The following is a 25927-nucleotide window of genomic DNA, read 5'->3' as shown; positions in this document are numbered from 1 at the left end:
CGCCGCACCCCCAACCCCAGCCCCCGCCCCCCCCGCGCCCACGGCCGCACCCCCCTCTTCGACCAGTACGCCGACGACGACCGCCCCCGCGCCGCCAACGAGTAGCGGGCCGCCCTGGCCTGCGAGGACCGGATTTCGTCGTACCCCGATCGGGGTGCTAATGTTTCCCACGTCGCAAGGGCCTGTGGCGCAGTCTGGTAGCGCACCTCGTTCGCATCGAGGGGGTCTGGGGTTCAAATCCCCACAGGTCCACAGACGTCAAAGCCCCCACCGGGTTATCCGGGTGGGGGCTTTGTGCTGCCGTACAGCAGCGAAGTACAGCAACGCCTACGGGGCCTGCCGACCCAGATGCTTGCCGAGCTTGCGCAGCGCCTTCCGGGTCGCCTCGGACGGCACGTGGGTGTAGACCTCCATCGTCACGGCGATCTTGCTGTGCCGGAGGATCTGCATCGCGATCCGGGGGTGCACGTCCAGGGCCGCCAGCAGCGAGCCGCAGGTGTGCCGGGTGTCGTGCAGCCGGATCACCCGGACGCCGGCCTGGGTGGTCCGGCCGGTGAACGCTCGGTTGAAGTTCCGCGGCTCGATCGGCGTCCCGTACCGCGTGGTGAAGACGAAGTCCGAGTCCGACCACAGCTCGCCGGCAGTCTGCTTGGCCGCCTCCTGCTCCTTCTTCCGGAGCTGGAGCGCCGTCACGCAGATTCGCGGCAGCGGCAGGGTGGCGGAAGACGCCTCGGTCTTGGTCTCGTCGTGCACCAGCCGCCGGCGGATGCGCTGGAGCTGGAGTTGCACCGTGACCTCCCCGGCGTCCAGGTCCACGTTCTCCCACGTCAGTCCCAGGACTTCACCGCGCCGGAAGCCGAGCACGAGGATCAGTACGTACGCCGGGTAGAGCGGATCACCAGCCGACCGCGCGGCTTCGAGGAACCGCCGGGCTTCCTCCACCGACCACGGCTTGCGCTTCACCTTCCGTCCCGACCGGACCTTGACCAGCCCGGCCACGTTCTTCGTGATCAGTTCCTCGGTCATGGCGTTGGTGAGCGCCGACCGGAGCACGGCCCGGGCGTCCTGGACGGTACGACGGGACGGGACCTGCCCGCAGCAGTCACCGGCGGCGCAGCAGCGCGAGGTGTCACGCCGGGCGTCCTTTCCCTGAGCGCAGCACTGGCACTCTTCCAGCAAGGTGTTCACCCAGGTCCGCACATCCCGCACGGTGAGCTTGTCGAGCCGCTTGGCCCCCAGCCCGGGCACCAGGTAGAGGCGGACGTGCATGCCGTACGTCTCGGCGGTCTTGGGCTTCAGGTCCGGCTCCACCACCTCCTTCAGCCACCGGGCGAGGTACGCGGCGAGTGTCGGCGTCGAGGTGGCCACCGGCCCCTTCTTTGCCTCCGTATGCAGCTTGATCCACTTGCCGTGGACCTCGTCCCGAGTCTTGCCGTACGCGTACTTCCGGGCCCGCTTGCCGTCCGGCTTGGTCACCCAGACGTAGGCCGCGTAGCCGTTCTTGTACGGGTAGATGGAGCCCTCACCGTTGCCCCGCTTGCCGCTCATGCCGCCAGTCCTTCCGCGTCGGTGACGACGGCCTGGACGTACTCGTCCACCCAGACCGGCAGGATGCGGCGGTCGCGGCCCACCTTTACCGAGCGGATCGCCCCGCTCAGCACCAGCATCTTGGTCTTGGACAGGCCGAAGCCGAGCATGTCGGCGACTTCGGCGGTGGTGTGCCACTTCCGCTGGACGACTACGGCAGCCATGCGTGATCCCCTTCCAGATCGGACAGTTCGGCCCGCAGCTCGCGGGCGTGTTCGCGGTTGTGCTGGAGGTCCCGGCGGATGTTGGCGGCGAGCCAGGATTCGCCGGGGGTGGAGCCGTGCCCGGCGTACGCCCAGTGCGCGACGACCAGCACCGTGGCGTCGGTGTGGTCGTCGGGGTCGGGCAGGCCGAGGGCGGCACGTTGCTGGGCGGCGCGGTAGTCGGCCCGGACCTGGCGCAGGGCCCCGAGGGTGGTGGAGTAGCGGCGGGACTTGGTGGAGAAGTGGCCCCGGAAGCCGAGCATGTGCGCCCAGGCCCGCAGCCGACGGGCCGGATAGGCGGTGTCCAGGTCCATGCACGCTTCCATCAGCCGCCGAGGGTGGTCCGGGACGCCGAGAAGCACGAGGGCTTCCTTGTTGCCCACCGGGTGGTCCACGGTCCCGGTCGTCTCGGCGGCCTTGGTGGCGTACTTGGCGACGTAGGAAGCGACGGCTTGTTCGGTCAAGTCCTCCCCGGCGCCGAACGCGGCGATGGGCTGCACGTCGATCTGCTCGCCCCAGTGCAGCACCCGGTCGTCGCCGAACCCGTGGTCCGGGGCGGCCGGCACCGTGACCCGGGCGCGGGCGGCGGCGGCCCGGATGGCGTCGGTGAGCAGCTGGAGGGTGGCCCAGGAGGGCGGCGGGGTGTCGGGCCCTTCCGGGCCGTCGAAGCGGATGACCGCGTGGAAGTGGACCGCGCCCCGGCGCTGGTATTCCGCGACCTTGCCGAAGGAGAGCCGGGACTGTTCGCGGGCCGCCTTCTGCGTCAGGCCGGCGCGGGCGGCGATCTCACGGCGGAGGTAGATCGTGAAGTACCGCCACAAGTCGGAGGCGTGGTTGTTCCAGAGCACCGCGCCCGCGTAGTCGTACGTGTCCGGGTCGAGCGGGGTGCCGAGTTCAGCCGCGTCCTCCGGGTGTGCGGTGCCGCAGCGGCAGGGGCGGGTGCCGGGGCGGTTGTGCACCGGTCCGAAGGAGGGCGCGGTCAGGGTGGTGAAGACCCGGGGGTGGTCGCGCACGGTGTGCGGGGTGCCCTTGTCGGGATCGCCGGTCAGCCCGGCGCGGATGAGGTGGTAGGTGTCGCCCGCGTAGGTCCAGGCGCAGGCGGGACAGCGCGTGGCCCGGCGGTTGCCGCAGGCGACGCGGAGGACGCCGCCGGGTTCGCCGTCCGTGGTGTAGGCGTACCGGACGGTCCGGGTGGCCGAATCGAGGGTCTTGGTGCCGCCGGTGAGCCGGATGGGGGCGGCGCACCCTCCAGTGCGGCGGATCTGGTCGTTGAGGCGGTCGAAGCCGGGAGCCCCGGCCACCGTGAGCAGATCGCTCAGGGTGGCCGGGTCCAGGTCCGCCGGGGTGGCGGAGTTGGTCACCAGCGCCGCCTTCCCTTGGGGGTGCTGGCGTCGTTGCTGGTCGGGCCGCTCAGGTTCCTTCCGCGGGCCTTGGGCGGCTCGGGGCGCAGGAAGTCGTGCTTCTCGTGGGCTTCCCTGATCTGCCGTTCCTGGGCAACCTCGCGCTTGGCGCGGTCGCACACTTCCTGGTGGTCGTAGTCGTCGGGATAGCGGCGGCTGAAGAACCCCATCAGGCGGTCACCTCCGTGGACGCGGCGAGGTGGTCGAGCTGGTCGGCGGCCTCGATCGCGGCAACGGCGAGGGACCGAAGGACGTCGGCCGTGCCGGGCACGGCGATGAGGGAGAGGCCCATGGCGTGGCTGTCCAGCCGGACGGACACGAACTGGTCGGCGGCGAAGAGGGCGACGCAGGTGCTGGTGTCCTCTGCCAGGTGCGCGGTCATGCTCATGGCCTTCACACCCGGCCCCCGATCGGCGCGGTGGCGACGGTGACGCGGCGGATGCCGGTGCCGTGGCAGGTCGGGCAGGTGGCGGAGACGGTACGGCGCTGACCGTCTGGGGTGGCGGTGCCGGTGGTGATGTGGACGACGGGGAAGCCGTCGCAGTGGGCGCAGACGCGCGGGGTCGGGGCGTGGGGCATGATGAGCATTCCCTTTCGGGTCCGTTGGATCTGGATGGGTTCAGGCGCCCGGGGCGGCGGAAGTTTGGCGACCGAGGCCGCCCCGGGGGCCGTCAGCGGCGGCGCTGGTTGCGGCGCGGGGGCTTGATGGGCGGGACAGCGTCGTAGCCCTCCTGGCCCTGCTGGAACGAGGCGGCGTCGGCCTCGGTGGAAGCACCGTTCATGTACTCGCGGCCGATCCGGCGCATGGTCTTGCGGTCGCCGTGGCGGCGCGCAATGGCGAACTCGCGGCCCAGCTCGGCCATGGCCGGGTTGGTGGGCGGGGCGTCCTTCTTACGGCTGAACAGGCCCATGGCGGGGCTCCTTTCAGTGGTGAGGGGTGTTGCGCCTGCCGTGACCCTTGGCCTGGTACATCGCCTTGTCGGCGGCGGACAGGGCGTCGGTCAAGGCAGGCAGCGGCAGGTCGGTACGGTGGCAGCAGCCGACCGAGGTACTGACGTCGATGAGCGTTCCGGCGTGCAGAACGGGCTGGTTGAGCGTGGCCATCAGGGTGTCGACGCCAGAGCTGCGGGCGGTGACGGCGGCGAACTCGTCACCACCGAGGCGGGCCGGGACGCCGGTCCGGCCGCACCAGGCGGTCAGGCGGGCGGCGGTCGCGACCAAGACGGCGTCACCGGCCGCGTGGCCGTGGGTGTCGTTGATCGCCTTGAAGTCGTCCAGGTCGATCAGCAGCACCGCCGCCGTGGGCGCGGAGACGAGGAGCCGTTCGGCGCGGGTGGTCCATCCGGCGCGGGTGTGCAGACCGGTCAGTGGGTCCCGGCGGGCTCGGGCCAGGCGGCGGGCCAGGACGCTGCCGTGGATGGCCCAGCCGAGGGCCGGTAAGACGCTTGCGATGACCTGGGTGTCCATGGCCGTCACCGGTGCTGGCCGGGCTGGGTGAGCAGGGAGCGCAAGACGACGGCGCAGATTGCGAGGGACGTAGCGGTGACCGCGACGGCGAGCAGCATGGAGACCAGCACCGCACCGACGACGAGGATGACGGCCGTTCCGCCGGCCGCGACGCCGACCAGCGCGCCGGGGGTGAGCTGGACGACGCGCGGGGACAACGGCCGGGTGGGGAGCGGGGCGGACACCTGCGCCGGGACGGCGGAGGTGGTGACCGCGGTCGGCGGACGGGCCGCCGGGATGGCGGTGTCCGGTGCCGGGTACTTCGGGGTGAACACGATCGGATCTCCTCTCAGGTCAGGGGTTGCAGCGGTGGGTGCGGGCGGCGAGTTCGGCGCCGGAGCGGTCGGGGTAGTCGGCGGAGAACCCGCAGCCGGGGGCACCGCAGGCGGCGGTGTGCTTGGTACGGCCGCGACCGTCGTAGCGGGTGCCGACGCGGACCGGCCCGATGCGGATCACGTCGCGGAAGCGGTTGGGTCGAGACATGTCAACCTCCTTTGCAATCAGTTCAGTTGGGCAGTGATGGAGTCGGCGAGGGCGGCGGGGACCCCGAGGCGTGCGCGCAGGGTCGCCGGGTCGATGGGGCCGCCGGTCTGAGTCCGGTGTGCGGCGGCGATCTTTCGGGCGTGATCGAGCAGGGCCGGGGGCACCGGCGCAGCGGCCGGTTCAGGGGACGGCACAGGTGTCGGTTGTGCCGGGGCGCGATCGGCCGGCGGCAGCTCGGGGGCCGGATCGGGGGCTCGGTCCACGACCACGTCCGAGACCGGCTCCGGCTGGACGACCGATACGGGCTCCGGGGGCGGCGCGGGGGTATGGGCGAGGAGCGTGCCGCCGAGGAAGGCGAGGGCGGGCCAGCCAGCGACGAGGATACGGAGCCAGGCCGGAACGGCTTGCAGGTCGAGCAGTCCGGCGGTGGCGATGTTGGCGCCGAGTGAGGCGGCGAGCGCGATGGCGAACCACAGCCAGGCGTCGCGGTTGTCGGCGTCCTTGCGCATCCGGCGCCAGGCAGCGACCAGCAGCAGGTCCACGCTGACCGGGTAGGCCCACGCCTTCCAACCGTCCTGCCCGGCCGCCTCAGCCAGGTCATGCAGATGTGAGAAGGACAGGGCACCGGCGATGACGGCCTGGACCAGCACGGCGTCGAAGCGGAGGGTACGGGACACAGTTCACCTCCTTTCGAGGAGCGGGGCGTTTCGCCGCGTGGGCAGGATTAGGCGGTGCCGGTGCCGAAGCAGGTCGGGCACAGACCGGACTGCGTGGCGCCGATCTCGCGGCGCTTGCGGCCGACCAAGACGGTGGTGGTCGTCTCGCCGGTGCCGGAGCAGGTGCCGCATGGAGGCGTTGTCGGCGGCTTGGTCGAGCGACGGCGCGGGCTCGTGGGCTTCTTGGCTGTGGCCATGGCGGATCCCTTCATGATCGAGACATGGGTCGGGTTGGGACTTGGTGTGAGACGGTCACGCCGACCCGGGGAGGAGAGTGGCTAGTCGGTCGCCGGGATCGACGTGACCAGCGAGGAAGCCTCGGCCGGTGCCGGATCGGCAGGAAGGGCCGGGCGGAACGGCGCGAACGCCGAGAGAGCCGGGGTCAGGTGCGCATACCGGCGGCAGACGGCCACCGCTTCGGCGGCGGACAGCTCCGGCGTACGGATGCGGGACCAACCGCCGGATGTGTCGCCCGCGACCGCGACGCCGGGCCGGTCGGGCGGGATGGTGGTCACGGCCACCACCGCGTCCGGGGCGATATCGCCCAGGCCCATGTCGGCGGTCTGCTTGTCGTTGACCCGGTGCACGACCCGCCCGGTGAGCTGGGCGCGCAGCGCGGTGGCCCCCCGGCCCAGGTCGGAGCCGAAGCGCTGGCCGCACACTTCGAGGTAGACGCCAGCCGCGCGGGCCATCTGTGCGAGCCGGATCATCTGCATGACCATCCGGTCCCGGCGTTCCTCGTCCTTCTTCCCGGCCACCAGGAACAGCTCGGCCACCTCGTCGACCAGGACGACGACCGGCACCGGGCGTACCTTGACCGGCAGCTCCCAGACGTCGGCGGCGCCATAGGCGGCGAGCAGGTCGAAGCGGTCTTCCATCTCGCCCACCAGTGCGTCCAGGAGTCCGGCCGCTTCATCCGGGGTCACGGCCAGTGCCGACAGCCGGGGCGCGTATCCGCGTTGTTCCACGCCCCGCTTGCAGTCGATACCGACCAGGGCGACGGGCAGGCGAGCGAGCCCGGCGATCAAGTTGCGCTGGTACATCGACTTGCCCGACTGGTTGGCTCCGAGGGTCAGCGCGTGGGGGACCTGCCGGTAGTCGCGTACGAAGGCGGTGCCGTCCTCCCGCAGAGCCACCGGCACGGTCAGCAGCCCGGACGCGCGAAGTCGGCGGGGCATCTTCACCCGGCGCAGCACGTCGTAACCGGTCATCCGCAGTTCCACGAAGCCGGGACGGGTCTCGACCACGGTCACCGAGTGGACGCCCCAGGCGTGCCGCAGCCGTTCCGAGGCGGCGGCCACGTCGGCGGGCTCCAGTCCGGCCGGCAGGCGCAGGGTGACTCGGAGCCCGGTCGAGGAGCCCCGAACCCGGCGAACCACCGGGGGTACCGGCTGGACGTCACTACGCCGGGCGACGTTGCGGACCATGAACGCCCGGAGTCGGGAGGGCTGTACGGTCAGGCCGCACACGTCCATGGTCGAGCGGTACGTCAGCGCGAACCGAGCCCGAGCCACCGGCAGACCCACCAGCGACCAGAATACCCGGGGCGCTCGTACCTTCGCGTACCCGAGGCCACCCGCACCGGCCAACGGGGCGGCGACCTCGAATAACGTCGTCAGGTCCGTCATGGTCAGGCCCCGACCTGTGTGACGGCGACCGCGCGGAACGAGATCCCGTGCCGGGTCTGCCCGTTGAACGTGTTCTCCCAGTCCCGTGCCTTGAGCCCGATCACCGACACCGGCATGCCCGGGGCGAGGCCATCGGGGAGACCGGTCTCCGGCACGGTCACCTGGTAGAGGTTGCCCTCCCCCTCGTCCGAGATCAGCAGCCCCACGGTGGAGAGCCCGGCGCCGGTCTCCCGGTCCATGGCGCGTTCGCCGGTCTGCTTGCTCACGAGCTTCGGCACGGGGGCCGTGGCCACGAACACCACGGCGGTCGAGGTGTCCACCTTGAACGACGGCATGGCAGCACTCCTTGAGTCAGCCCCGGCGACTGCCGCCGGGTAGCAGCTTCTCTACGAATGTAGGCGCAGAAAAACTGCGAGTCAAGAAGTTCTGCGAGTAGCAGTAGTGCTGCAACTCTGCGACTCTGGAGGCAACTTCAAGGGAGGACCCACATGACCAGCGGCTTTGGCCTCGTCGTCCGCTTCACCCTGCGGGACGAGGAAGCGGCGGAAGGCTTCGATGTGCTGGTGGCGAAGACGCTGGAGGGCATCCAGGCACACGAGCCCGGGACGCTCGCCTACGTCGTACACACGGTGGAGGGCGAGCCCACCACCCGTCTCTTCTACGAGCTGTACGCCGACCGCGCCGCCTTCGAGCAGCACGAGCAGCAGGAGCACACCCGCCACTTCCTTGCCGAGCGTGAGAAGTACGTGGCCCGCGTGGACGTGACCTTCGTGCAGCGGCAGGGCAGCGCCGGAGCGTGGAAGTGACCCCGGAAGAGCGTCGGGTCTTCGGTGCCAGAGTCTCCGATCTGCGGGAGCAACGAGGCTTCACGCAGAAGCAGTTGGCTGCCGAGATCGGACGCACGGCGAGTTGGCTGTCACAGGTGGAGCGCGGCATTCAGCCGGTCAACCGTCTGGACGTGCTCCGCCTCCTGGCCGATGGGCTCGGCGTGTCCGTCCAGGAGCTTCGAGCGGATGCGCCGGCCACGCAGGCCCCGGTCGAGGAACCGGCCGCCGATGTGCCCAACGACCTGGACCAGTCGCGCTTGGTCATCTCGGGCCACCCCGTCCCCGAGGTCATTCTGGGCGCCGCCACTCCCAGCCCGGTCAACGCCGACGAGATCCAGCAGGCGGTGGACCGTGCATGGGAGCTGACCCACGCCAACGAGTTCGCCGAACTCAGCGCCATGCTGGGGCCGCTGGTCCCCCGGATCGAGCGAGCCGCACGAACGGCACCATCGGCCGAACGGGCACGGCTTTCCGGACTGCTCAGCCGGGCGTACCAAGCCCTGGCCGCCGCCTTCGTGCGCCAGGACGAGGCGGACGCCGCATGGGTAGCCGCGGACCGCGCCATCCGAGCGGCGGAGGAGTCGGGTAACACCCTGGATGTGTTCGCCAGCGTCTTCCGGCTGGCCCAGGCGTTCGTACGGCTCAAACACCTCGATCAGGCCGAGCACGCGGCGACCACCGCGCTCAATGCTTTGGAGCGGCACTACGGAGACAGCGCGGACGAACCGGAGGCCCTGTCCGTCATGGGGGCGCTGCACCTATCCCTCGCCCTGATCCACGCCCGGGGGAGCGACCGCACCCGAGCACGGCAGGAGATGGAGCGGGCACGCGAGGTGGCGGTGCGGCTGGGCGAGGACCGCAACGACTTCAACCTGGAGTTCGGCCCGACGAACGTCGAAATCCAAGCAGTCTCCATCGCGGTCGAGCTGGGCGACGCCGGAGAAGCCATCGATACCGGGACACGGGTGGACACCTCGAACCTGTCCCTGGAGCGCCGAGCACGGCTCCTCATGGACCTCGGACGGGCCTATGCGCAGCGTCGCCAGGTCGGTGAAGCACTGGGAGCGCTGCTCGACGCGGAAGAGCTGTCCCCCGACCTCATCCACACCCACGTCGCCGCCCGGGAAACGGTCCGGGACCTCCTGCTCTTCGCCGGACGCGCGGCGCCCCCCGAGCTGAAAGAACTGGCCGAACGAGCGGACGCGCGCCCCTGAGCTGTTACAGGTTTCTCTACCTCATCAAGCACCCGGCTGCGCTCCGCTCCGCCGGGCGGGCTTCCCGGCTCCGCTCCGGGCGACGCTCCTGCCTTCGGCCCGCTCCGCCCGCGCTGCGCCGACGCCCGCCCCTACAAACGGGATAGGCCCGAAGGGCATGAGCCGAGCCCCACACCGGCCGCAGGCGTCCACCGGTCACGGACATGCCTCCGGCGGGGGCGCTCAGGCTCCGGGATGGCGGGGGCTCCGTGCGCGGGTGCCGGCGCGTGGATGGCTGGTGTGGGGACTCCCATCCCGCCTGCCGTCGACCCAGGGCAAGCCGAGCAGACACGGCACCGGGCGTCCAGGTCATTCGTCCAGTGGGGCGCTCCACCTGGACGCCCGGCACCGCGCCCGCTCCACGTACGTGTGGGTCGACGGCAGACGGGATGGGAGCTGGGGTGCGTGGCTGTCACGTGATGACCCCTGCAGGCGTAACTGCACAGATCCGTTCCCTCACGGAGGGAAGCGCCTTATGATCCCTTGCATGACGGGGCCTGGCGGCTGCACGGACGATGTAGCAGAAAAGATCTTGAGCTCGGCGGTGAACGCACAGCTCAACGCGGCTCTGGTCTGGAAGCCGAAGAGCGTCCGGAGGGGTGGACGCCCGTCGCAGTTCGAAGGCGTAGCGCCTATACGAAGCGACCTCTCTGACAGGTTCGATTTGATCTTTCGGGTCAAGGTTGACCTAGCCTGGGAGTACACGTTGATCTTGCGGCACATTTCGAGTGGTGCGAACATTCGCAGACTTGACGTTCGCGGCACTCACCGGGATCGCGCTGGTGAGGACTACATCTGCCGCACGCACAAGCATCGATGGAGTGAAGCTAGGGCCGACAAGGACGTATACGCTCCGACGGACATACGTCACGATCCGGATGTCCCTCAAGATGTTTCCCTGACTGCGATGGAAGTTGAGTATCGTCAGGTGGTGCTGGACTTCATGAGCGAGTGCAACATCGAGGTGGGTACAGGGTACGCATGGAGCAGTCCGCCCGTACTGCCCGAGACCTTGCCGGTAGAGGGTTGGGAGGAGTATCCGTGATCAGGGATGGTCTACTGCCCCCCACTGTCCGTAGCCAGGTCCCCGGCTGGACGGTGGCACCCGGTGGCAGGCCGGGAACTGTCGCCCTTACGGGAAATCTATTCTTTAGCGATGGTGGCGGCGTAACGCTCCTTATCCGAGTAACCGGTGACGAAGTCCTCGTCAGTGATGCTGGTGTTGCGGCTATGCGCTTGACGGACGCTGGGGTTGATCTTGGTAGTGGTCGAGCCGCAAGGGCGTGGGCTGAAATCCTTGGCGGATATCACCTCAAAGAAGTCCATGGGCGTATAGTAGGGCGTCGCCCCATTCGCTGCGCGGGTGCTTTGGTGGCGGATGTTGCAGGGGCTGTACTGTCTGCAGACAGCCTCAAATGGCTCGCGCAGGGTGGGCGTGAAAGTGCTCTAGAGCGTTCCCTTTATACGTACTTGCGGGCCGTTGACCTGGAGTTTCAAAAGCGCCCCTCCGTTCGCTTGCCAAGGGGTGGCGAGGTGCGTCCGACGGCACGGGTTAAAGCGCCAAAACGGACGGTCCTTATTCAGGCGGCTAGTAGTAAGCAGAATGCCGAGCACGCCCTGACGTTGGTTCAGCAACTGGCGCGTGCCCAATTCTCCATTGATCAACGCTTCGTTCTACTTTCGGGTAGCGCCGACCAATGGAGTCCCGATCAACTGGATCTGCTTGCCGATAACTCGATCGTCGGATTCTCCGCCGATATGGACGCAATGGATCAATTCCTACTGTCGGGTGCCGCGCCTTCCCGTCCATGGATGCAAGAGGGCGCGTGATGGCTGGCGCGCTGGTTCCCGCTTACGCTCGGTAGCTGGCGCACCACGCACACATGTCCCGCCTGGCTAGCGACAAGCTGGGCCCAGATCTGAAGTAACGAGACGCAGATTCTCAAGATCTACAACGGACCTCTCGCATTAGGCCGGTGGGCGTAGGAACAGCACCGAAGTACAGCAACCACCCAGGCCGCCGCCGACCGCGCCAACTCTCCACCAGCCGCCCGACCTGCCCAGCACCCTTCAGCGACCGCCCCGCCCGTAGTTCGCATCGAGGGGGTCTGGGGTTCAAATCCCCACAGGTCCACAGACGTCAAAGCCCCCACCGGGTTCTCCCGGCGGGGGCTTTGTGCTGCTGCCGTACGACCGGGGTCGTGGCGATCACGAACTAAACGGTCGCCTTGCGCAGCGCGACATCGGCCACGCGCTCCCGCAGCGCCCGTGCGGCCGGGACGTGATGCGACCGCAGCCGCCGCGTCAGGACCTCGAAGTGCTCATCGGCACGCGACGACGACAGCCCCTCGTAGTCGTCCAGGAAGCGCCCCCAGGTCTCACAGGCCGCGTCCAGGTGACCCATCTCCATCTGCCGCTGAGCAAGGAGACCGGTCGCATGCGCCCGGCCCTGCCGCTCGACCGGCGGACGTACGCGATTGCTGTCCTGCATCGCCCGAACGGACGCGGGCACATCCCCCAGCGCGTAGGTCACGCTGGACACGTGGAAGTGGTACGCGGCCAGGTCGTAACCGCCCAGGTGGTCGCGGTGGTCGTCCGCGCGGGACAGAGCCGCTTCGGTCTCCCGCAGCCGGGCGAACGCCTGCCGGCGGTCGCCGACCAGAGCCGCGCCGTGCGCCTGCTGTCCGGCGAGGAAGGCCTGAAGCCGAGGCCCGCCGGCCGGTGCCGCTTCCGCGGCGCTGTCGGCCAGCTCCAGGGCCCGGCGGCCGTGCTTCAGATTGGCCGCTTGCAGTGCCATCCCGCGTAACGTCCGGCAGTACGTGACGTGGTCCTCGGCGGTCCCGGCCAGCTCCAGAGCCCGGAGGTAGTAGCGCTGCCCGAGCCCGTGGTCGCGCTCGTACATCGCCATCCAGCCCGTCAGATAGACCAGATCAGCCGCGGCGGCTAGCATGCTCCGCCGCACCGGCCCGCTGGCGCTCGCCCGAAGCCAGGGGCCGACGGTGTTCACCAGGAAGGCGGCAGCCATCGGTCGAGCGTGGGCACCGCCCAGCTCGTCCAGGATCCCGGCGATGCGCTCCGTCATGGTGCGAACCGTGGCCACCTCGCCCGGGCCGATGCGCGTCGTACGCCCGGTTGCCACCGAGTCCGTCTGCTCGGCCAGATCGCGGAACAGGGGGACGGGCAAGGCCGCCGAGTACAGCGACGCGGCAAGCACCGTTCGTCGTGCGGGGTCCATGTCCGCCCTTCCGGTAGACACCAGTCCTTCGACAGTGTCCTCGGCATCCGACGCCGCCGGTCCCGATCCGGTCACGGGCGGGGGCCATCCCGCCTCCGCGTACGTCACCGGCCGCCCCAGACGACGCGCCAGCGCTTCCAGCACCAGGGGCCGAACGCTCCTCCTCGGCACGGTGCCGCCCAGCCACTTGGACACATTGTGCTTGTCGCACCCGCCCGGTAGCCCCGCCTCCCTGGCCACGCGGTTCACCGCTCCGGCGAGCTGGGTCTGTGTCCACCCGGTGGCTGCGAGTAAGGCGGCCAGCCCCGTGTTCGGGGTCCGCTCGGTCATGGTCTGCACTCCCGTCCCGGTCGCACTTTCCACTGTTTCTACCCGTCGCTCCTCTCCCACGGTACCGCTGTGCGTACGCGTCCGGTTGCGTAGTGCATGCACCAACGACGGGCATCAGACGGGAGATTGGCCGTGAGGACCGCAGACAGGCAGCCGGGCGCCCACCCTGCACCGCATCCCCCGGGCACCCGTGTGCGAGCCCCCGCATGGGTCCTGGCTCACCCCGGCGCCGCCCCCGCGCCGGCACCACCGCTCCGGACCGCGCCACGCTGCTCGCCGTCGAGGCCGCACTTCTCCTCCGGCGCACCGATCACGGTCACGAGGACCAGGCCGCCGAGCAGTTGTCGACGCGCACACCGCCGAGCCACCGACCGGAGGACGCCATGACCGACACGGACGACGGGACCGACTGCGGCGCCCTCGCCGAGTGCGAGCCGTACCTGCCGGGTGCCGCCGAGCGCGCGAGGCCATGCGGCTGCCACCGCTGCAAGCCCCCACTGCCGCCCGTGCCACCGCTGCCCCTGTTGGACCGCCTGCGACCGGTCCTGGCGGAGGTCAACCGGCGCAGCCGCGAGGGGTCCGGCCGATGACCGCCCCGCTGATCCGCCGCCCCGTACCGCCAGCCGCGTGCCGCGTCCGTATCGATGACGTGGTGTACGACCCGAACCGCGACATGGTCGCCCGGGTGGTGGACACCCGTGGATCGTTCGCACATCTGGCTCGCCCCGGCGGCACGCCGTGGCCGGCCCTGGGTGAGCGGCTCCGCATCGCCACCGCCGCCGAGCGCCGCCAGCTCGCCGCCCTCGACCGCCACCACCGCCAGGCCACCCGTGCCCGGTGAGCGCGGCGGTGCACTGTGGCGCGCCCTGTCCATGGCGGCCGCCACCGCCGCCGCCGGGCTGTTGACTCTGACCGTTCTCGGCCGGCTCGCTCCGGCCACCTCGACTCCGTACTCGACGGGACGTGACGGGCCCCGCCCGGGCTCCTCGGCCAGTACGGCGCAACACCCGTCCCGGTGGTCGGACACCGGGACGGGCTGGAGAACCCCACAGAGGAGGAACACATGCCGCCCAACGCAAGGGACCTGCTCACCCCCGCAGGGTTCCGGGACGTCGTCGCAACGGTGATCGACAACAACCCCGGTATGGGCGAGGCTACGGCCGGCCGCATCACCGTGGAAGCCCTGAAGTTCGTAGCCGCCGGAGCGGTCTTCCCGACCGCCCGCATCGCCCCGTCCAACGTGGTCGACGAGGGGTGGCACGCGCTCATCCTGCACACCCGGCTCTACCGCCGACTGTGCGACGGGCTCGGCCACTTCGTCCACCACGTCCCCAAGCGGCCCGACCCTGAGAGGGACAACCCGCACGTCCTCACCCGCACGGTCGCGCTCATCGAGCAGGCCGGGTACATGGTCGACGCCGAGCTGTGGACGGAGCCGACGCGCGCCCTGGTGCCGGTCGGCACGCCGAGCCTGCACACCCCCCGGCCCGGCGGCTGCGGGCCGATCAACCCCGGCAACTGCGCCACCCATGGAGGCGGAGGATCGACCGGTTCGGGCGGCGGCAGCAAGTAGGCTCGGCTCACCGCAGAGAGGGGCAGGGTATGGACGCGGCTGAAGCACGGATCGTGGATGCCGTCCTCCGGCAGCACGGGATCGACGGGGTGGTCGCCCCGGAAGACCCGGACCGCCCGGGTGGCGCCTGGAGCGTGTACGACCAGGCAGATCCCGCCGCCCGCCGGGACATCACCGGTGCCGCTCTGGCCGCCCTCGCGGCAGCCGTCCACCGGCCGCCGAACGGGCCGCAGCGCGGCTTCATCGTCCCGCCGCCCGTGGCCTGACCCGCACAACGCCCAACAGCGCCCGTCGTACGGCCCGGGGCGGCCGTACGACGGGCGTTCGCGTGCTACTTGGAGAGCGGTGCCAGGGGGCCGGCCCGCGACCCGGCGTCCGCCATCGACACAAGACGAGCCGAGCAGACAAAACACTAGGTGTCCAGGCCGTTCGTTCAGTAGAGGGGGGTCACCTTGACTAACGGCACCGCGCCCGCTGCATATTCGTGTGGGCGGACGGTAGATGGGATGGAGGTCGCGGGTGCTGACGGGTGAAGGTAGTCAGGATGGCGATCCGTTACTCGGGGGAGCGTCCGTGATCACCCTTATCCTTCTTCCTTTCGAATCGCGCCGAGCGAGGACGATCGATTCGAAGAAACCGACGACGCCGAATAGGGAAAACGGTGCGGCAACTGCTGCGCACCACCACCAATAACCCCCGTTACTCGCCGGTAGCCACCACAGGAAAGCCCCGGATGCCGCTAGGAATACGGCCACTGCGGCGCCGGCCAGGTCGCGCGATTTATCGCGTCGATCTGCGATGTATCGAGCCACAGCCTCTTCAACGCTGGCCTGTAGGGGTGCACGCTGCTCGCTCTGCTCGGGTAGGAGTGCCCACACTTCCAAGTCGCGCTTTACGTCGTCCATCACGTGGCGCGTGCGGCGAGCCTGAACAATAAGACCGATCACGCCGCATAGGGCCACCACGGCTGCTGCTACAGGCTGGTAGTTCATAGTCAGGTGATGCTAGCGCTGAGGCAGGTTCGTCGTCTCGGGATTGCCGGAAACTGAACGGCCGGATATGAGGAATGCTTGGCTCGCCAACAATTCCGCAGGCGACACCCTCTCGTGAGGGCGAATGGCCTCGGCGGCCGCTGCGACGGCGAGGAGGTCGGCCTCGTGGTGGTGGCGGGCGATCAGTTGGAGGCCGACTGGTTCTCCGGAGGGGGTCAGGCCGGAGGGGAGGCTGATCGCGGGGTGGCCGGTGATGTTGAACGCCCAGGTGAGGGCCACGCTCATGGTGGCGCCGGGGCCTTGGTGGCCGTGGGGCGGGTTCGGGGTGGTGGGGGTGGCGATCAGGTCCACCTGGTCGAAGACCGCGTCGAGGTGGTGGGTAAGGGCCGCGGACTGGCGGGCGGCGTCGGCCAGGGCGGCGGTGGGGCGGCGGCGGTGGGCTTGCCAGGAAGGGACGGGGTCGGGGAGGTGGACGGGGGTCTGGTGGAGGTCCAGTGCACTGGTGGCGGCCAGGGTGGTGAGGTTCGGCGGCGCCTGGGCGGCGGCGAGGTCGGGCCAGGGTGCGGTGAAGGCCCGTAGGGTGTCGCGCTCGGCCATCCGTTCCAGTGCCGCCGCGGCTGTATCGCGTGTGGTGAGCTCGCCCGCGTGGACGGCGGCGGCGATGGCGCAGGCGGTCGTCGGGATTTCGGCGAGGGGGCCGGGGGCGGTCATGCTCCCGGGGTGAGGGCCTTGGCGAAGCAGCGGCTGCTGTCGTAGTGGCGGTAGTAGCCGAACTTGGCGCAGGGGGCGTAACCGCTGGAGGTGTAGAGGGCGATGGCCTCGGGCTGCATGTCGCCGGTCTCCAGCACCATGCGGGTGCGGCCGGCGGCGCGGGCGTCGTCTTCCAGGGCGGCGAGGACGCGGCGGGCGAGGCCCAGGCCGCGTGCCTCGGGGATGACGTACATGCGCTTCAGCTCGGCGTCCCCGTCGGCGTAGCCCTCGTCGTTGCGGTTCTGGGAGCGCCAGCCGCCGGTCGCCACGGGGCGGTCCAGGTGGTCGTAGGTGATGAGGAACAGGCCGTGGGGCGGGCGGAACATGATCGGGTCGAGGTAGGTGAGGTCGCCGCCGTCGCCGTAGCGCTCCATGTACTCGAGCTGGACCTCGTCGTTGAGCTTGCGGGCGTCGGGGTGGTCGAACGGCGTGGGGCGAACATGCATGCCCGCATGCTACGGGGGAGGGGAGGCCCTGGCCTGGGGCGAAGGTCCTGAGGGTTCGGAGGGCGGCGGCCGGTGGGGCGGGTAGGGTGCCGGGATGCTCACCGTGACGACCGTGAATGTGAACGGGCTGCGCGCCGCCGCCAAGAAGGGGTACGTGGAGTGGCTGGCCGGCAGCTCCGCCGACGCCGTCTGCCTCCAGGAGGTACGGGCCGAGGAGGCCCAGCTCGCGGAGGAGGTGCGGGCGCCGGAGGGGTGGTATGTGACGTATGCGCCGAGTGCGGTGAAGGGGCGGGCGGGGGTGGCGCTGCTCACGCGGCGGGAGCCGGACGCGGTGCGGGTCGGCTTCGGGTCGGCGGAGTTCGACGCGAGCGGGCGCTATGTGGAGGCGGATCTGCCGGGGGTGACGGTGGCCAGCCTGTATCTGCCGTCGGGTGAGGTCGGGACCGAGCGGCAGGACGAGAAGCTGCGGTTCATGGGGGAGTTTCTGCCGTATCTGCAGGAGTTGCGGGGGCGGGCTGCGGGGGAGGGGCGCGAGGTGGTGGTGTGCGGGGACTGGAACATCGCGCACCGGGAGGTGGATCTGAGGAACTGGCGGGCGAATCGGAAGAGCTCGGGGTTCCTGCCGGAGGAGCGGGAGTGGTTGGGGCGGGTGTACGGGGACGCCGGGTATGTGGATGTGGTGCGGGCGCTGCATCCGGAGGGGGAGGGGCCGTACTCCTGGTGGTCGTACCGGGGGCGGGCGTTCGACAACGACTCCGGGTGGCGGATCGATCTCCAGGTGGCGACGCCGGGGCTGGCGGCGCGGGCGGTGAAGGCGTATGTGGAGCGGGCCGCCACGCATGGGGAGCGGTGGAGCGATCATGCGCCGGTGACGGCGGTGTACGGGGACTGAGGCGGGAGGGGCGGTCAGGCTTCGCGGAGGCGGCGGTCGAGGGCCATGGAGAGTTCGGCGTCGACCACGCTCTTGGCCAGGGGGCGGAGGCGGTCGGCGTCGGTGCCGGCGCCCTTGTGCTCGTGGAGGAGGTCGGTGAAGAGGGCGGCGAGGGCGTCGGCGTGTTCGCGGACGCGGCCGGCGGCGGCGAGCACGGCGGCGAGCGGCACTCCTTCGCGTACGAGGGCGGAGGAGACGTCCAGCAGGCGACGGCTGACGTGCACGATCTCCTCGCCGTCGGTGGCGAGGTAGCCGAGGTCGAGGGCGGCGGCCAGGTTCTCCGGGGTGACCTGGTCGCCGAAGTGGTCGGCCAGCTCCTCGGGGGTGAGGCGGACGGGTTCTTCCTCGGTCGGCTCGCCCAGGCCCAGGACCTCGCCGACGTCGCGGCCGCTCTCGAAGGCGGTGGCGAGGTCGGCGATGCCGTTGAGGGTGTGGCCGCGCTCCAGCAGGGCCGCGATGGTGCGCAGCCGGGCCAGATGGTGGTCGTCGTACCAGGCGATCCGGCCCTCCCGGCGGGGCGGCGGGATCAGTCCGCGTTCGCGGTAGAAGCGCAGCGTACGGGCGGTGATGCCGGCGGCCTCCGCCAGCTCCTCGGCCCGGTATTCGCGCCCGGGGGGCCTGGAGGCCGGGCCTGCGTCCCCGGCTTCCTCCTTGGGCCGTCCGTCATGGGCCCTGGTTCTCGTCCGCTCGTTCGCCACGGCGACAACCCTATGTTGTACCGCCGGTAACTTTGTCGGTCGCACCCCTACCGCTCGGTAGGTGACTGCTCTACGCTCCCGACCAGAGACCTTGCCAGTGATTGCTGGCAAGGTTGCGTGCGCCGATGGCGGCGAGGTCGGTCTGGACGGTCGACGCGGTCGATGCGGTCGAAGCGGATGTGGAGGCGGTGGCGATGAGCCAGCACGAGCACGTACGAGTGGCGGTGATCGGGTCGGGGTTCGGCGGGCTGGGCGCCGCCGTCCGGATGCGCCGCGAGGGGATCACCGACTTCGTCGTCCTGGAACGGGCCGACTCGGTGGGCGGCACCTGGCGGGACAACAGCTATCCGGGCTGCGCCTGCGACGTCCCCTCCCATCTGTACTCCTTCTCGTTCGCGCCCAACCCGGACTGGCCGCGCACCTTCTCCGGGCAGCGGCACATCCGCGCGTATCTGGAGCATGTCACCGACACCTTCGGGCTCCGGCCCCATCTGCGGCTCGGGCACGAGGTGCTGGGGATGCGCTGGGACAACGAGGAGCTGCGCTGGGAGATCGAGACCTCGCGCGGGCGGTTCACCGCGCAGGCGGTCGTCTCGGCCACCGGGCCGCTGTCGGACCCGAAGATCCCGGACGTGCCGGGGCTCGACGGCTTCCGCGAGGCGGGCGGCCGGGTCTTCCACTCGGCCCGCTGGGACCACGACTACGACCTCGCGGGCAAGCGGGTGGCGATGATCGGGACCGGCGCCTCCGCCATCCAGATCGTGCCGGCCGTGCAGCCGACGGTGCGGAAGCTGACGCTGTTCCAGCGCACCCCGGCCTGGGTGATGCCGCGGATGGACCGGGCCATCAGCGGCCCCGAGCGCTGGCTGCACCGCCGGCTCCCGCTCACCGCCACCGCCCGGCGCGGGCTGCTCTGGGGCATCCGCGAACTCCAGGTCAGCGCCTTCACCAAGCGGCCCGAGCGGCTCGGCCTGGTCGAGTCGCTGGCCAAGGCCAACATGGCCAAGGCGATCAAGGACCCGGAGCTGCGGGCCAAGCTGACCCCCTCGTACCGCATCGGCTGCAAGCGGATCCTGCTGTCCAGTGAGTTCTATCCGGCCCTCGCCCAGCCCAATGTGGACGTGGTGGCCTCCGGGCTCTCGGAGATCCGGGGGCGTACGGCGGTGGCCGCCGACGGCACCGAGGCCGAGGTGGACGCGATCGTCTTCGGCACCGGCTTCCATGTGACGGACATGCCGATCGCGGCCCGGGTCACCGGGGCCGACGGGATCACGCTCGCCGAGGCGTGGAAGGACGGCATGGAGGCGCTGCGCGGCGCCACCGCGGCCGGCTTCCCCAACTGGATGACCATCATCGGCCCGAACACCGGGCTGGGGAACTCGTCGATGATCCTGATGATCGAGTCGCAGCTGAACTACATGGCCGACTACCTGCGGCAGTTGGGGCTGCTGGGGGAGCGGGCGGCGCTCGACCCGCGCCCCTTGGCCGTCTCCGCCTGGAACCGGCGGGTGCAGTCCCGGATGGAGCGCACGGTGTGGAAGGCCGGCGGCTGCGACTCCTGGTACCTGGACCCCAGCGGCCGCAACACGACCCTCTGGCCGGGGACGACGAGCGAGTTCCGGCGGGCGACCAGGGCGGTGGACCTGGCGGAGTACGAGATCGTGCGCCCGCCCCGGGCCGTACCGCGGCAGAGCGGCACGACCGCGAAGGAGGCGGTGTGATGAGGGTGGTGTCGGCGGACGGGACCGAGCTGTACGCCCGGGTGCACGGGCCCGAGGGGGCGCCGGCCGTCGTGCTCGCGCACGGCTGGACCTGCTCCACGGACTTCTGGAACGCGCAGGTACGGGAGCTGGCCGCGGACCAGCGGGTGGTCCTCTACGACCAGCGCGGCCACGGCCGCAGCCCGGCCGCGGGGCCCGGCGGCTACTCCACCGAGGCGCTCGCCGACGACCTGGAGGCGGTGCTCGCCGCCACCCTCGCCCCCGGCGAGCAGGCGGTGCTGGCCGGGCACTCCATGGGCGGGATGACCATCATGGCCGCCGCCGCCCGGCCCCGGGTGCGCGAGCACGCCGCCGCCGTACTGCTGTGCAGCACCGGGGCGTCGAGACTGGTGGACGAGTCGCTGGTGCTGCCGCTGCGGGCCGGGGCGCTGCGCACCCGGCTGACCGCCGCCGTGCTGGGCGCCCGCGCCCCGCTCGGCCCGGTCACACCGGTGTCCCGCGCCATCCTCAAGTACGCCACCATGGGCCCTGCTTCGGCGCGGGACCGGGTCATCGAGTGCGCCAGGATCGTGCACGCCTGCCCGCGCGGCGCCCGGGTCGCCTGGTCGCATGTGCTGTCCGGGCTGGATGTGGAGGCGCACGTACGGGAGTTGGCGGTGCCCACGGCCGTGATCGCCGGTACGGCCGACCGGTTGACCCCGCCCGTACACGCCCGGGCCATCGCGGCCGCGCTGCCGCAGTGCGTCGGGCTGGAGGAGCTGGCCGGGATCGGCCATATGACCCCGATCGAGGCGCCGGACGTGGTCACCGGCCGCATCCGGGAGCTGGCCGGGACCTACCTGCCGGGGACGGAGACGGCGACGGGGACCGGGGCGGGGACGGGGATCGGGACCGGTACGGAGACGGAGATGGAGAAGGAGGGGGTGGCATGAGCTCGCAGCGGAGTGTCGGTCGTCTGGAGGGCCAGGTCGCCGTCGTCACCGGCGGCGCCCGGGGCGTGGGTGAGCTGCTGGCCCGCAAGCTGTCGGCGCGCGGGGCGAAGGTCGCGCTGGTCGGCCTGGAGCCGGACGAGCTGAAGCGGGTCGCCGGGCGGCTGCACAGCGAGAGCGACTGGTGGCACGCCGATGTCACCGACCACGAGGCCATGAGCCGGGTCGCCGCCGAGGTCAGGGAGCGCTTCGGCCGGGTGGACATCGTGGTCGCCAACGCGGGCGTGGCGACCGGCGGTCCGCTCACCGAGTCCGACCCGGTCGCCTGGCGCCGGGTCATCGAGGTCAACCTGATCGGCGGTGCCGTGACCGGCCGCGCCTTCCTGCCGGTGCTGCTGGAGAGCCGGGGCTACTTCCTTCAGATCGCCTCGCTCGCCGCGATGACCCCGGCGCCGATGATGACCGCGTACTGCGCCTCCAAGTCGGGCGTGGAGGCGTTCGCGCACAGCCTGCGCGCCGAGGTCGGCTACCGGGGCGTGAAGGTCGGCGTCGGCTATCTGTCCTGGACCGACACCGACATGGTGCGCGGAGCCGACCAGGACGACGTGATGCGGGAGTTGCGGCAGCGGCTGCCCTGGCCGTGCAACCGCACCTACCCGCTGGGCCCGGCCGTGGACCGGATCGTCGCCGGCATCGAACGGCGCTCCGCGCATGTCTACGCCCAGTGGTGGCTGCGCGGGATGCAGTCGGTGCGCGGCTATCTGCCGAGCCTGATCGGCACGGTCGGCGCCCGCGAGGTCCGGCGCTTCGAGGGCCGGCTCTCAGGGATCGGCAAGGGCCTGGTCGGGGCGGGTGGCGAGGCCGACGAACTGGCGCGTGCGGAGCGTGACGAACCGGTCACGTCTTGATCGAAATGCGCGGTATGTCCGGGCGTGTCAGTCTGATCGAGGCCGGGGATCGGGAAACGGTCCCCGAAGTCCCCACTTCCCTTACAGGAGACCCTCGATGGGCATCGCAGACCAGTTCAAGGACAAGGCGCAGGAGATGAAGGACCAGGCCAAGCGCCAGGGCCAGGACGCCAAGCGGAACGCGCAGCAGCGCCCCGCCAAGGCCGACCGCCCGCAGCGCGACGAGGCCGCGCGCCGGCAGGACCGTCCGATGGACGAGCGCCGGCAGCCGACCGCCATGGCCGCCGACGAGCGCCGCGACCGCCGCGCTTGAGCCGCGCCTGAGCGTGCTTGAGCAGGGCGCCTTCGGCGCCTGCGCTGGTGGCCTTTGAACGGCCGCTGAGAAAGGCGCACCCGGGACGCCGGGTGCGCCTTTCGCGTGTGTGCGGTGGGCGGGAAAAGGCTTTCCCCGGGTGGCTCCCCGGCTGGCACGCTGAGGCCGACCGGGGGACGGGGACGGGGATGGGCCGGGGATGGGGGAGGGATGGCGGACGGAACGCTGGCGGCGGTGGACGAGGTGCCGTGGGAGCGGGTGGTCTCCGAGGTGGGGCGGAGCCCGGCCGGGGAGCTGCGACGCGGTCTGAGGCGGCTGGTGCGCAAGGGGCGGCAGGCCACCGAGGAGGACGCCTGCGAGCCGTTCGAGCGGATGTCGTATGGCTACAGCATGCGGGCGACCGGAGACGGGGCGGTGCTGGCGACCGTCCTGCTGCCCGTCCTCGTCGCTCTCGCCGGCGACCCGGAGCTGGGCTGCCGGACCAGCTTCGTCGACGACCTGGTGGGCCTGCACGAGGAGGTGGCGGGGGCCCGGCCGGAGGACGTGGACGCCGGGTGGCGTGAGGCGTGGGAGCGCCATGCCCCGGCGATCGGGGCGCTGCTCGTGGACCAGGATCCAGCGGTACGGAGGGAGGCCCTGGGGCTGGCCGGGGGGATCGGCGGGCTGCTGGAGCGGTGGCGGGAGGAGAGGGACCCGGCGGTGCGGCTGACCGTACTGCTCGCCCTCGGGACCGCCGCCGCGGGGTCGGCGGACGCCGGGGCGGTGGAGCGGGTACGGGCGGTGGCGGAGGAGGTGCTGCGGACCGGCGTCCCGGTGATGCGGGCCGCGGCCGTGCACGCCTGGGCGGCCTTCGAGCCCCGGGTGGCCGTGGAGGAGTCGGAGCTGCTGGTGGAGGTGGTCTGCGACCCGGACGCGCGCTTCGAGGACGTCTGGTACGCGCCCGGTGTCCAGGGGGCCTTCGCACGTGAGGACGTGGCCCGCTGGTCGGCGCAGCTCTTCGAGGACGAGCCCCGGACGCAGCTGGCCTTCGCCCTGCGGCTCCTGGAAGAGGCGCGGCGCACCGGGAACGCCCCGGTGTGCCGGGAGATGCTGGACGCGGTGTGGCAGGTGCTGGTGGTCCTGCCGTCGGCGGCCGCCGTGCTGCTGCCGCTCGCCGGTGCGCTGCTCGCCGACCCGGACGACGGCGTACGGTACCGGGCGGTCCATCTGCTGGCGGTGCTGGGCGCCCAGGCGGCCCCGTACGCCGAGGAGTTGGCCGCGCTGGTGGACGACCCGGGGGAGGCCTGGCTCCTGGAGGGGACCATCGGCGATCACGCCCGCTGGGCGCTGGCCCGCATCGGTGACCAACGGGCGCTGCCGGGGCTGGTGGAGCGGCTGTGCGCGCCGTACCGGGGAGCCTGGTCCCGGGGGTACGTCATGGGCGACCCCCGGCTGCCGGAGGTCGAGGAGGTGCTGGCCCCGCTGCGCACCTACGCGGAGGCCCTGGTGCCGGAGGTGCGCGCGGCGCTCGCGGAGGGCGGCGGGGGCGGCCCGCTGACCGGCACGTTTCTGAGGGTCCTGGCCGCCTGGGGACCCGCCGCCGCGCCCGCGCTGCCCGAGATGGTGGCCCTGCTGGGTGATGCGCGGTACGCGCGGGAGGCGGTGAACGCGCTGCTGGCGATGGGCCCGGCGGCGAGGTCCGCCGAGCCGGCCGTGCGCGGGTGCGCGCACCTGGGCGAACCTGCCGACCACCCCTGGGTGGCCTGGGCCTGCTGGCGGCTCGGGGGCGACCGCGAGGCGGCGCTGCGGTCGGTCGGTGCGGAGATGGCGAGCGCGGAGGAGCCGTACCTCGGTCCGATCCGCCTGCATGGGGTACTTCGGCCCGGCGGCGGCGCCGTACGCCGAGCGGGTGCGCCGGGTCATGGCGGACGGGGATGACTGGGCACGGCCCAAGGCGGCGGTCGCCCTCTGGTCGATCACCGGGGAGCCGGAGCCCAGCGCCTCCGTCCTGGAGGGGTGCCTCGCGGATGTCGCCGAGGGCGGGGACTCCTACGGCCTGTTCCACGAGGCGCTGCGGGCGCTGGCACGGATCGGCACGGTCTCTCCGGAGGCGCGGAGCCTGCTGCGTACGGTGCGGAACTCCGACCGGCGGCTGTCGACGTACCGGGACTACCGGGCCTTCCTGGACGACGAGTTGATCCGGTCGGCGATCGACGAGGTGCTGGCGCTGGACGCCCGGCCCTCCGAAGGATGAGCTGGCGATCCTCTGCGATGGCTCCGTTAAACAAGGTCAGGCTGGCCTGAGTTGAGATCTACGATCGTGATCATGAGGAGATCGATTCGCGCCTTGGCGCTGACGCTGGCCGCGTTGACCTTGGCCGCCCCGACCGCCCTGTCCGGTACGGCGGTTGCCGCGAGCGCCGGGCCCTCGCCCGCGGGCTCCGGCACCGCCGCGCCCCGGCTCACCCTGCCGGAGCCGACCGGCGCATCCGCCGTGGGCCGGGACACGCTGCACCTGGTCGACAAGGGCCGCAAGGACCCCTGGGTGCCCACGGCCGACCGGGAGTTGCTGCTGTCGCTGTACTACCCGGCCAGGGCGGGCACCGGCCGTCCGGCCTCGTATATGACGGTGCCGGAGGCCACGGCGCTGCTTACCGACCGGGGCACGCTGGGGCGGCATGTGACGGCGGAGCAGGTGAGCGCGACGCGCACGTACGCGCGTGACGGCGCCCGGCCGTTGACGGGCCGCCATCCGCTGGTGGTGCTCTCGCCCGGCTTCACCGTGCCGCGCACCACGCTGACCTCGCTCGCCGAGGAGCTGGCCAGCCGCGGCTATGTGGTCGCGGCCGTGGACCACGCGTACGAGACGGACGGCACCAGCTTCCCGGGCGGGCGGCTGCTGGGCTGTGCCGCCTGCGAGCAGATCTCCTCGATGGAGGAGATGGGCCGGGTCTCGGACGGGCGGGCCAAGGACATCTCGTTCGTACTGGACCGGCTGACCGGGCCCCGGGCGGTGTGGCGGTACGCGGAGCTGATCGACCCGCGCCGGATCGGTGCCGCCGGGCACTCCATCGGCGGGGCGAGCACGGCGGCGGTGATGGCGGCCGACCGCCGGGTGAAGGCGGGGGTCAACCTCGACGGCACCTTCTTCACCCCGGTGCCGGAGCGGGGGCTCGACGGTCGGCCCTATCTGATGCTCGGCGGCGACCCGGCCCTGCTGCCCCCGGACGTCGAGGACCACAGCTGGGAGCAGGCCTGGCAGCGGCTGGACGGCTGGAAGCGGTGGCTGACGGTCACCGGCGCCGGCCACTTCGCCTTCACCGACTGGCCCGTGCTGGGCGAACTGGCCGGTGACACCGACCCGGACTCCCCGCTCTCCGGCACCCGCTCGCAGCAGATCACCCGCGCCTATGTGGGCGCCTTCTTCGACCACCAGCTGCGCGGCCGCCCGGCACCGCTCTTCGACGGGCCGAGCGCCGCGAACCCGGAGGTGGTGTTCCAGCCCTGAGGGCCGCCCGC

At 71.4% G+C, this 25927-nt stretch carries 35 protein-coding genes and 1 tRNA gene; 17 read left to right on the top strand and 19 right to left on the bottom strand.

The features are described from left to right. Nucleotides 1–178 precede the first annotated feature (178 nt). Nucleotides 179–252, top strand: a tRNA-Ala gene (locus M1O15_RS23070). A gap of 75 nt (nt 253–327) precedes the next feature. On the opposite strand, the gene M1O15_RS23065 is transcribed toward M1O15_RS23070, so the two are convergent. The 14 genes from M1O15_RS23065 to M1O15_RS23000 all read right to left on the bottom strand — a co-directional run bounded on the left by M1O15_RS23065 (nt 328) and on the right by M1O15_RS23000 (nt 7858). Continuing rightward, nucleotides 328–1548, bottom strand: a complete 1221-nt coding sequence (locus M1O15_RS23065; protein ID WP_248636041.1) for a site-specific integrase — start codon at nt 1546–1548, stop codon at nt 328–330. Then, nucleotides 1545–1751, bottom strand: a complete 207-nt coding sequence (locus M1O15_RS23060; protein ID WP_248636040.1) for an excisionase family DNA-binding protein — start codon at nt 1749–1751, stop codon at nt 1545–1547. Before M1O15_RS23060 ends, M1O15_RS23065 begins: the two co-directional genes overlap by 4 nt. Then, nucleotides 1739–3151 carry a replication initiator protein RepSA gene (gene repSA / locus M1O15_RS23055; RefSeq protein WP_248636039.1) on the bottom strand — a complete coding sequence of 471 codons (1413 nt, stop codon included), beginning with the start codon at nt 3149–3151 and terminating at the stop codon, nt 1739–1741. The genes M1O15_RS23060 and repSA overlap by 13 nt, the downstream gene beginning before the upstream one ends. Continuing rightward, a complete protein-coding gene (locus M1O15_RS23050; RefSeq protein ID WP_248636038.1) occupies nt 3148–3360 on the bottom strand; it encodes a hypothetical protein in 213 nt (70 codons plus the stop codon). Before M1O15_RS23050 ends, repSA begins: the two co-directional genes overlap by 4 nt. Further along, complete coding sequence (locus M1O15_RS23045; RefSeq protein WP_248636037.1) at nt 3360–3572, bottom strand: hypothetical protein; 213 nt, start codon at nt 3570–3572, stop codon at nt 3360–3362. The genes M1O15_RS23050 and M1O15_RS23045 overlap by 1 nt, the downstream gene beginning before the upstream one ends. An 11-nt stretch (nt 3573–3583) precedes the next feature. Next, nucleotides 3584–3769: a hypothetical protein gene (locus M1O15_RS23040; RefSeq protein WP_248636036.1), complete on the bottom strand. Its 186-nt coding sequence runs from the start codon at nt 3767–3769 to the stop codon at nt 3584–3586. Nucleotides 3770–3861: 92 nt separating this feature from the next. After that, complete coding sequence (locus M1O15_RS23035) at nt 3862–4101, bottom strand: hypothetical protein (RefSeq protein WP_248636035.1); 240 nt, start codon at nt 4099–4101, stop codon at nt 3862–3864. Between the two features lie 13 nt (nt 4102–4114). Beyond that, complete coding sequence (locus tag M1O15_RS23030; protein ID WP_248636034.1) at nt 4115–4657, bottom strand: GGDEF domain-containing protein; 543 nt, start codon at nt 4655–4657, stop codon at nt 4115–4117. A 5-nt stretch (nt 4658–4662) separates the two neighbouring features. Further along, the gene (locus tag M1O15_RS23025) at nt 4663–4971 is read right to left on the bottom strand and encodes a SpdD protein (protein WP_248636033.1); all 309 of its coding nucleotides are present in this window, start codon (nt 4969–4971) and stop codon (nt 4663–4665) included. Nucleotides 4972–4990: 19 nt separating this feature from the next. Next, complete coding sequence (locus M1O15_RS23020) at nt 4991–5179, bottom strand: mobile element transfer protein (protein WP_248636032.1); 189 nt, start codon at nt 5177–5179, stop codon at nt 4991–4993. Between the two features lie 17 nt (nt 5180–5196). Further along, entirely contained in the window at nt 5197–5856 is a 660-nt protein-coding gene (locus M1O15_RS23015) for a DUF2637 domain-containing protein (RefSeq protein ID WP_248636031.1), read from the bottom strand. 47 nt (nt 5857–5903) lie between these two features. After that, entirely contained in the window at nt 5904–6092 is a 189-nt protein-coding gene (locus M1O15_RS23010) for a hypothetical protein (RefSeq protein ID WP_248636030.1), read from the bottom strand. An 81-nt stretch (nt 6093–6173) separates the two neighbouring features. After that, complete coding sequence (locus tag M1O15_RS23005) at nt 6174–7523, bottom strand: FtsK/SpoIIIE domain-containing protein (RefSeq protein WP_248636029.1); 1350 nt, start codon at nt 7521–7523, stop codon at nt 6174–6176. Nucleotides 7524–7525: 2 nt separating this feature from the next. Continuing rightward, entirely contained in the window at nt 7526–7858 is a 333-nt protein-coding gene (locus tag M1O15_RS23000) for an SCO3933 family regulatory protein (RefSeq protein WP_248636028.1), read from the bottom strand. 153 nt (nt 7859–8011) lie between these two features. Between M1O15_RS23000 and M1O15_RS22995 the strand changes: the two genes are divergently transcribed. The 3 genes from M1O15_RS22995 (at nt 8012) to M1O15_RS22985 (ending at nt 10648) form a co-directional block, all read left to right on the top strand. Beyond that, nucleotides 8012–8329: a putative quinol monooxygenase gene (locus M1O15_RS22995; protein WP_248636027.1), complete on the top strand. Its 318-nt coding sequence runs from the start codon at nt 8012–8014 to the stop codon at nt 8327–8329. Then, entirely contained in the window at nt 8320–9564 is a 1245-nt protein-coding gene (locus M1O15_RS22990; protein ID WP_248636026.1) for a helix-turn-helix domain-containing protein, read from the top strand. The genes M1O15_RS22995 and M1O15_RS22990 overlap by 10 nt, the downstream gene beginning before the upstream one ends. A 526-nt stretch (nt 9565–10090) precedes the next feature. Beyond that, complete coding sequence (locus tag M1O15_RS22985; protein WP_248636025.1) at nt 10091–10648, top strand: hypothetical protein; 558 nt, start codon at nt 10091–10093, stop codon at nt 10646–10648. Nucleotides 10649–10746: 98 nt separating this feature from the next. Here M1O15_RS22985 and M1O15_RS22980 read toward each other — a convergent pair whose 3' ends face one another. Continuing rightward, nucleotides 10747–10929 (bottom strand): hypothetical protein, encoded by a 183-nt coding sequence (locus M1O15_RS22980; protein WP_248636024.1) that lies wholly within the window; start codon nt 10927–10929, stop codon nt 10747–10749. Nucleotides 10930–10974: 45 nt separating this feature from the next. Here M1O15_RS22980 and M1O15_RS22975 point away from each other — a divergent pair, with 45 nt between their 5' ends. Beyond that, nucleotides 10975–11433, top strand: a complete 459-nt coding sequence (locus tag M1O15_RS22975; protein ID WP_248636023.1) for a hypothetical protein — start codon at nt 10975–10977, stop codon at nt 11431–11433. A gap of 385 nt (nt 11434–11818) precedes the next feature. Here M1O15_RS22975 and M1O15_RS22970 read toward each other — a convergent pair whose 3' ends face one another. Continuing rightward, on the bottom strand, nt 11819–13168 hold the full coding sequence (locus M1O15_RS22970) for an NsdA family TPR-like regulatory protein (RefSeq protein ID WP_248636022.1): 1350 nt from the start codon (nt 13166–13168) through the stop codon (nt 11819–11821). A 206-nt stretch (nt 13169–13374) separates the two neighbouring features. Between M1O15_RS22970 and M1O15_RS22965 the strand changes: the two genes are divergently transcribed. The 4 genes from M1O15_RS22965 (at nt 13375) to M1O15_RS22950 (ending at nt 15007) form a co-directional block, all read left to right on the top strand. Beyond that, a complete protein-coding gene (locus M1O15_RS22965; protein WP_248636021.1) occupies nt 13375–13758 on the top strand; it encodes a hypothetical protein in 384 nt (127 codons plus the stop codon). Then, on the top strand, nt 13755–14009 hold the full coding sequence (locus tag M1O15_RS22960) for a hypothetical protein (RefSeq protein ID WP_248636020.1): 255 nt from the start codon (nt 13755–13757) through the stop codon (nt 14007–14009). The genes M1O15_RS22965 and M1O15_RS22960 overlap by 4 nt, the downstream gene beginning before the upstream one ends. 222 nt (nt 14010–14231) lie before the next feature. Continuing rightward, entirely contained in the window at nt 14232–14741 is a 510-nt protein-coding gene (locus M1O15_RS22955; protein ID WP_248636019.1) for a glycine-rich domain-containing protein, read from the top strand. A gap of 29 nt (nt 14742–14770) precedes the next feature. Further along, on the top strand, nt 14771–15007 hold the full coding sequence (locus tag M1O15_RS22950) for a hypothetical protein (protein WP_248636018.1): 237 nt from the start codon (nt 14771–14773) through the stop codon (nt 15005–15007). Nucleotides 15008–15745: 738 nt separating this feature from the next. Here the strand turns inward: M1O15_RS22950 and M1O15_RS22945 are convergent. Both M1O15_RS22945 and M1O15_RS22940 read right to left on the bottom strand, forming a co-directional pair. Beyond that, complete coding sequence (locus M1O15_RS22945) at nt 15746–16444, bottom strand: amidase family protein (protein ID WP_248636017.1); 699 nt, start codon at nt 16442–16444, stop codon at nt 15746–15748. After that, nucleotides 16441–16929 (bottom strand): GNAT family N-acetyltransferase, encoded by a 489-nt coding sequence (locus M1O15_RS22940; RefSeq protein ID WP_248636016.1) that lies wholly within the window; start codon nt 16927–16929, stop codon nt 16441–16443. The genes M1O15_RS22945 and M1O15_RS22940 overlap by 4 nt, the downstream gene beginning before the upstream one ends. Nucleotides 16930–17023: 94 nt before the next feature. On the opposite strand from M1O15_RS22940, the gene M1O15_RS22935 reads away from it, so the two are divergent. Continuing rightward, the gene (locus tag M1O15_RS22935) at nt 17024–17821 is read left to right on the top strand and encodes an exodeoxyribonuclease III (RefSeq protein WP_248636015.1); all 798 of its coding nucleotides are present in this window, start codon (nt 17024–17026) and stop codon (nt 17819–17821) included. 14 nt (nt 17822–17835) lie between these two features. On the opposite strand, the gene M1O15_RS22930 is transcribed toward M1O15_RS22935, so the two are convergent. Next, nucleotides 17836–18447: a MerR family transcriptional regulator gene (locus M1O15_RS22930; RefSeq protein WP_248636049.1), complete on the bottom strand. Its 612-nt coding sequence runs from the start codon at nt 18445–18447 to the stop codon at nt 17836–17838. A gap of 305 nt (nt 18448–18752) precedes the next feature. Here M1O15_RS22930 and M1O15_RS22925 point away from each other — a divergent pair, with 305 nt between their 5' ends. The 7 genes from M1O15_RS22925 to M1O15_RS22895 all read left to right on the top strand — a co-directional run bounded on the left by M1O15_RS22925 (nt 18753) and on the right by M1O15_RS22895 (nt 25916). Continuing rightward, on the top strand, nt 18753–20279 hold the full coding sequence (locus tag M1O15_RS22925) for a flavin-containing monooxygenase (protein ID WP_248636048.1): 1527 nt from the start codon (nt 18753–18755) through the stop codon (nt 20277–20279). Continuing rightward, nucleotides 20279–21211, top strand: a complete 933-nt coding sequence (locus M1O15_RS22920; protein WP_248636014.1) for an alpha/beta fold hydrolase — start codon at nt 20279–20281, stop codon at nt 21209–21211. Before M1O15_RS22925 ends, M1O15_RS22920 begins: the two co-directional genes overlap by 1 nt. Continuing rightward, nucleotides 21208–22116 carry an SDR family oxidoreductase gene (locus M1O15_RS22915; RefSeq protein WP_248636013.1) on the top strand — a complete coding sequence of 303 codons (909 nt, stop codon included), beginning with the start codon at nt 21208–21210 and terminating at the stop codon, nt 22114–22116. The genes M1O15_RS22920 and M1O15_RS22915 overlap by 4 nt, the downstream gene beginning before the upstream one ends. Before the next feature lie 97 nt (nt 22117–22213). After that, nucleotides 22214–22429, top strand: a complete 216-nt coding sequence (locus tag M1O15_RS22910; RefSeq protein WP_248636012.1) for a hypothetical protein — start codon at nt 22214–22216, stop codon at nt 22427–22429. Nucleotides 22430–22639: 210 nt separating this feature from the next. Further along, nucleotides 22640–24346 carry a hypothetical protein gene (locus M1O15_RS22905; protein WP_248636011.1) on the top strand — a complete coding sequence of 569 codons (1707 nt, stop codon included), beginning with the start codon at nt 22640–22642 and terminating at the stop codon, nt 24344–24346. Beyond that, a complete protein-coding gene (locus M1O15_RS22900; RefSeq protein WP_248636010.1) occupies nt 24330–24662 on the top strand; it encodes a hypothetical protein in 333 nt (110 codons plus the stop codon). The genes M1O15_RS22905 and M1O15_RS22900 overlap by 17 nt, the downstream gene beginning before the upstream one ends. A gap of 72 nt (nt 24663–24734) precedes the next feature. Next, a complete protein-coding gene (locus M1O15_RS22895; RefSeq protein WP_248636009.1) occupies nt 24735–25916 on the top strand; it encodes an alpha/beta hydrolase family protein in 1182 nt (393 codons plus the stop codon). The last annotated feature ends 11 nt before the right edge of the window (nt 25917–25927 follow it).

Origin of the sequence: Streptomyces lichenis, assembly GCF_023218175.1 — a bacterium.
GTDB lineage: Bacteria > Actinomycetota > Actinomycetes > Streptomycetales > Streptomycetaceae > Streptomyces > Streptomyces lichenis.
This window is presented reverse-complemented; position numbering and strand designations above follow the sequence as displayed.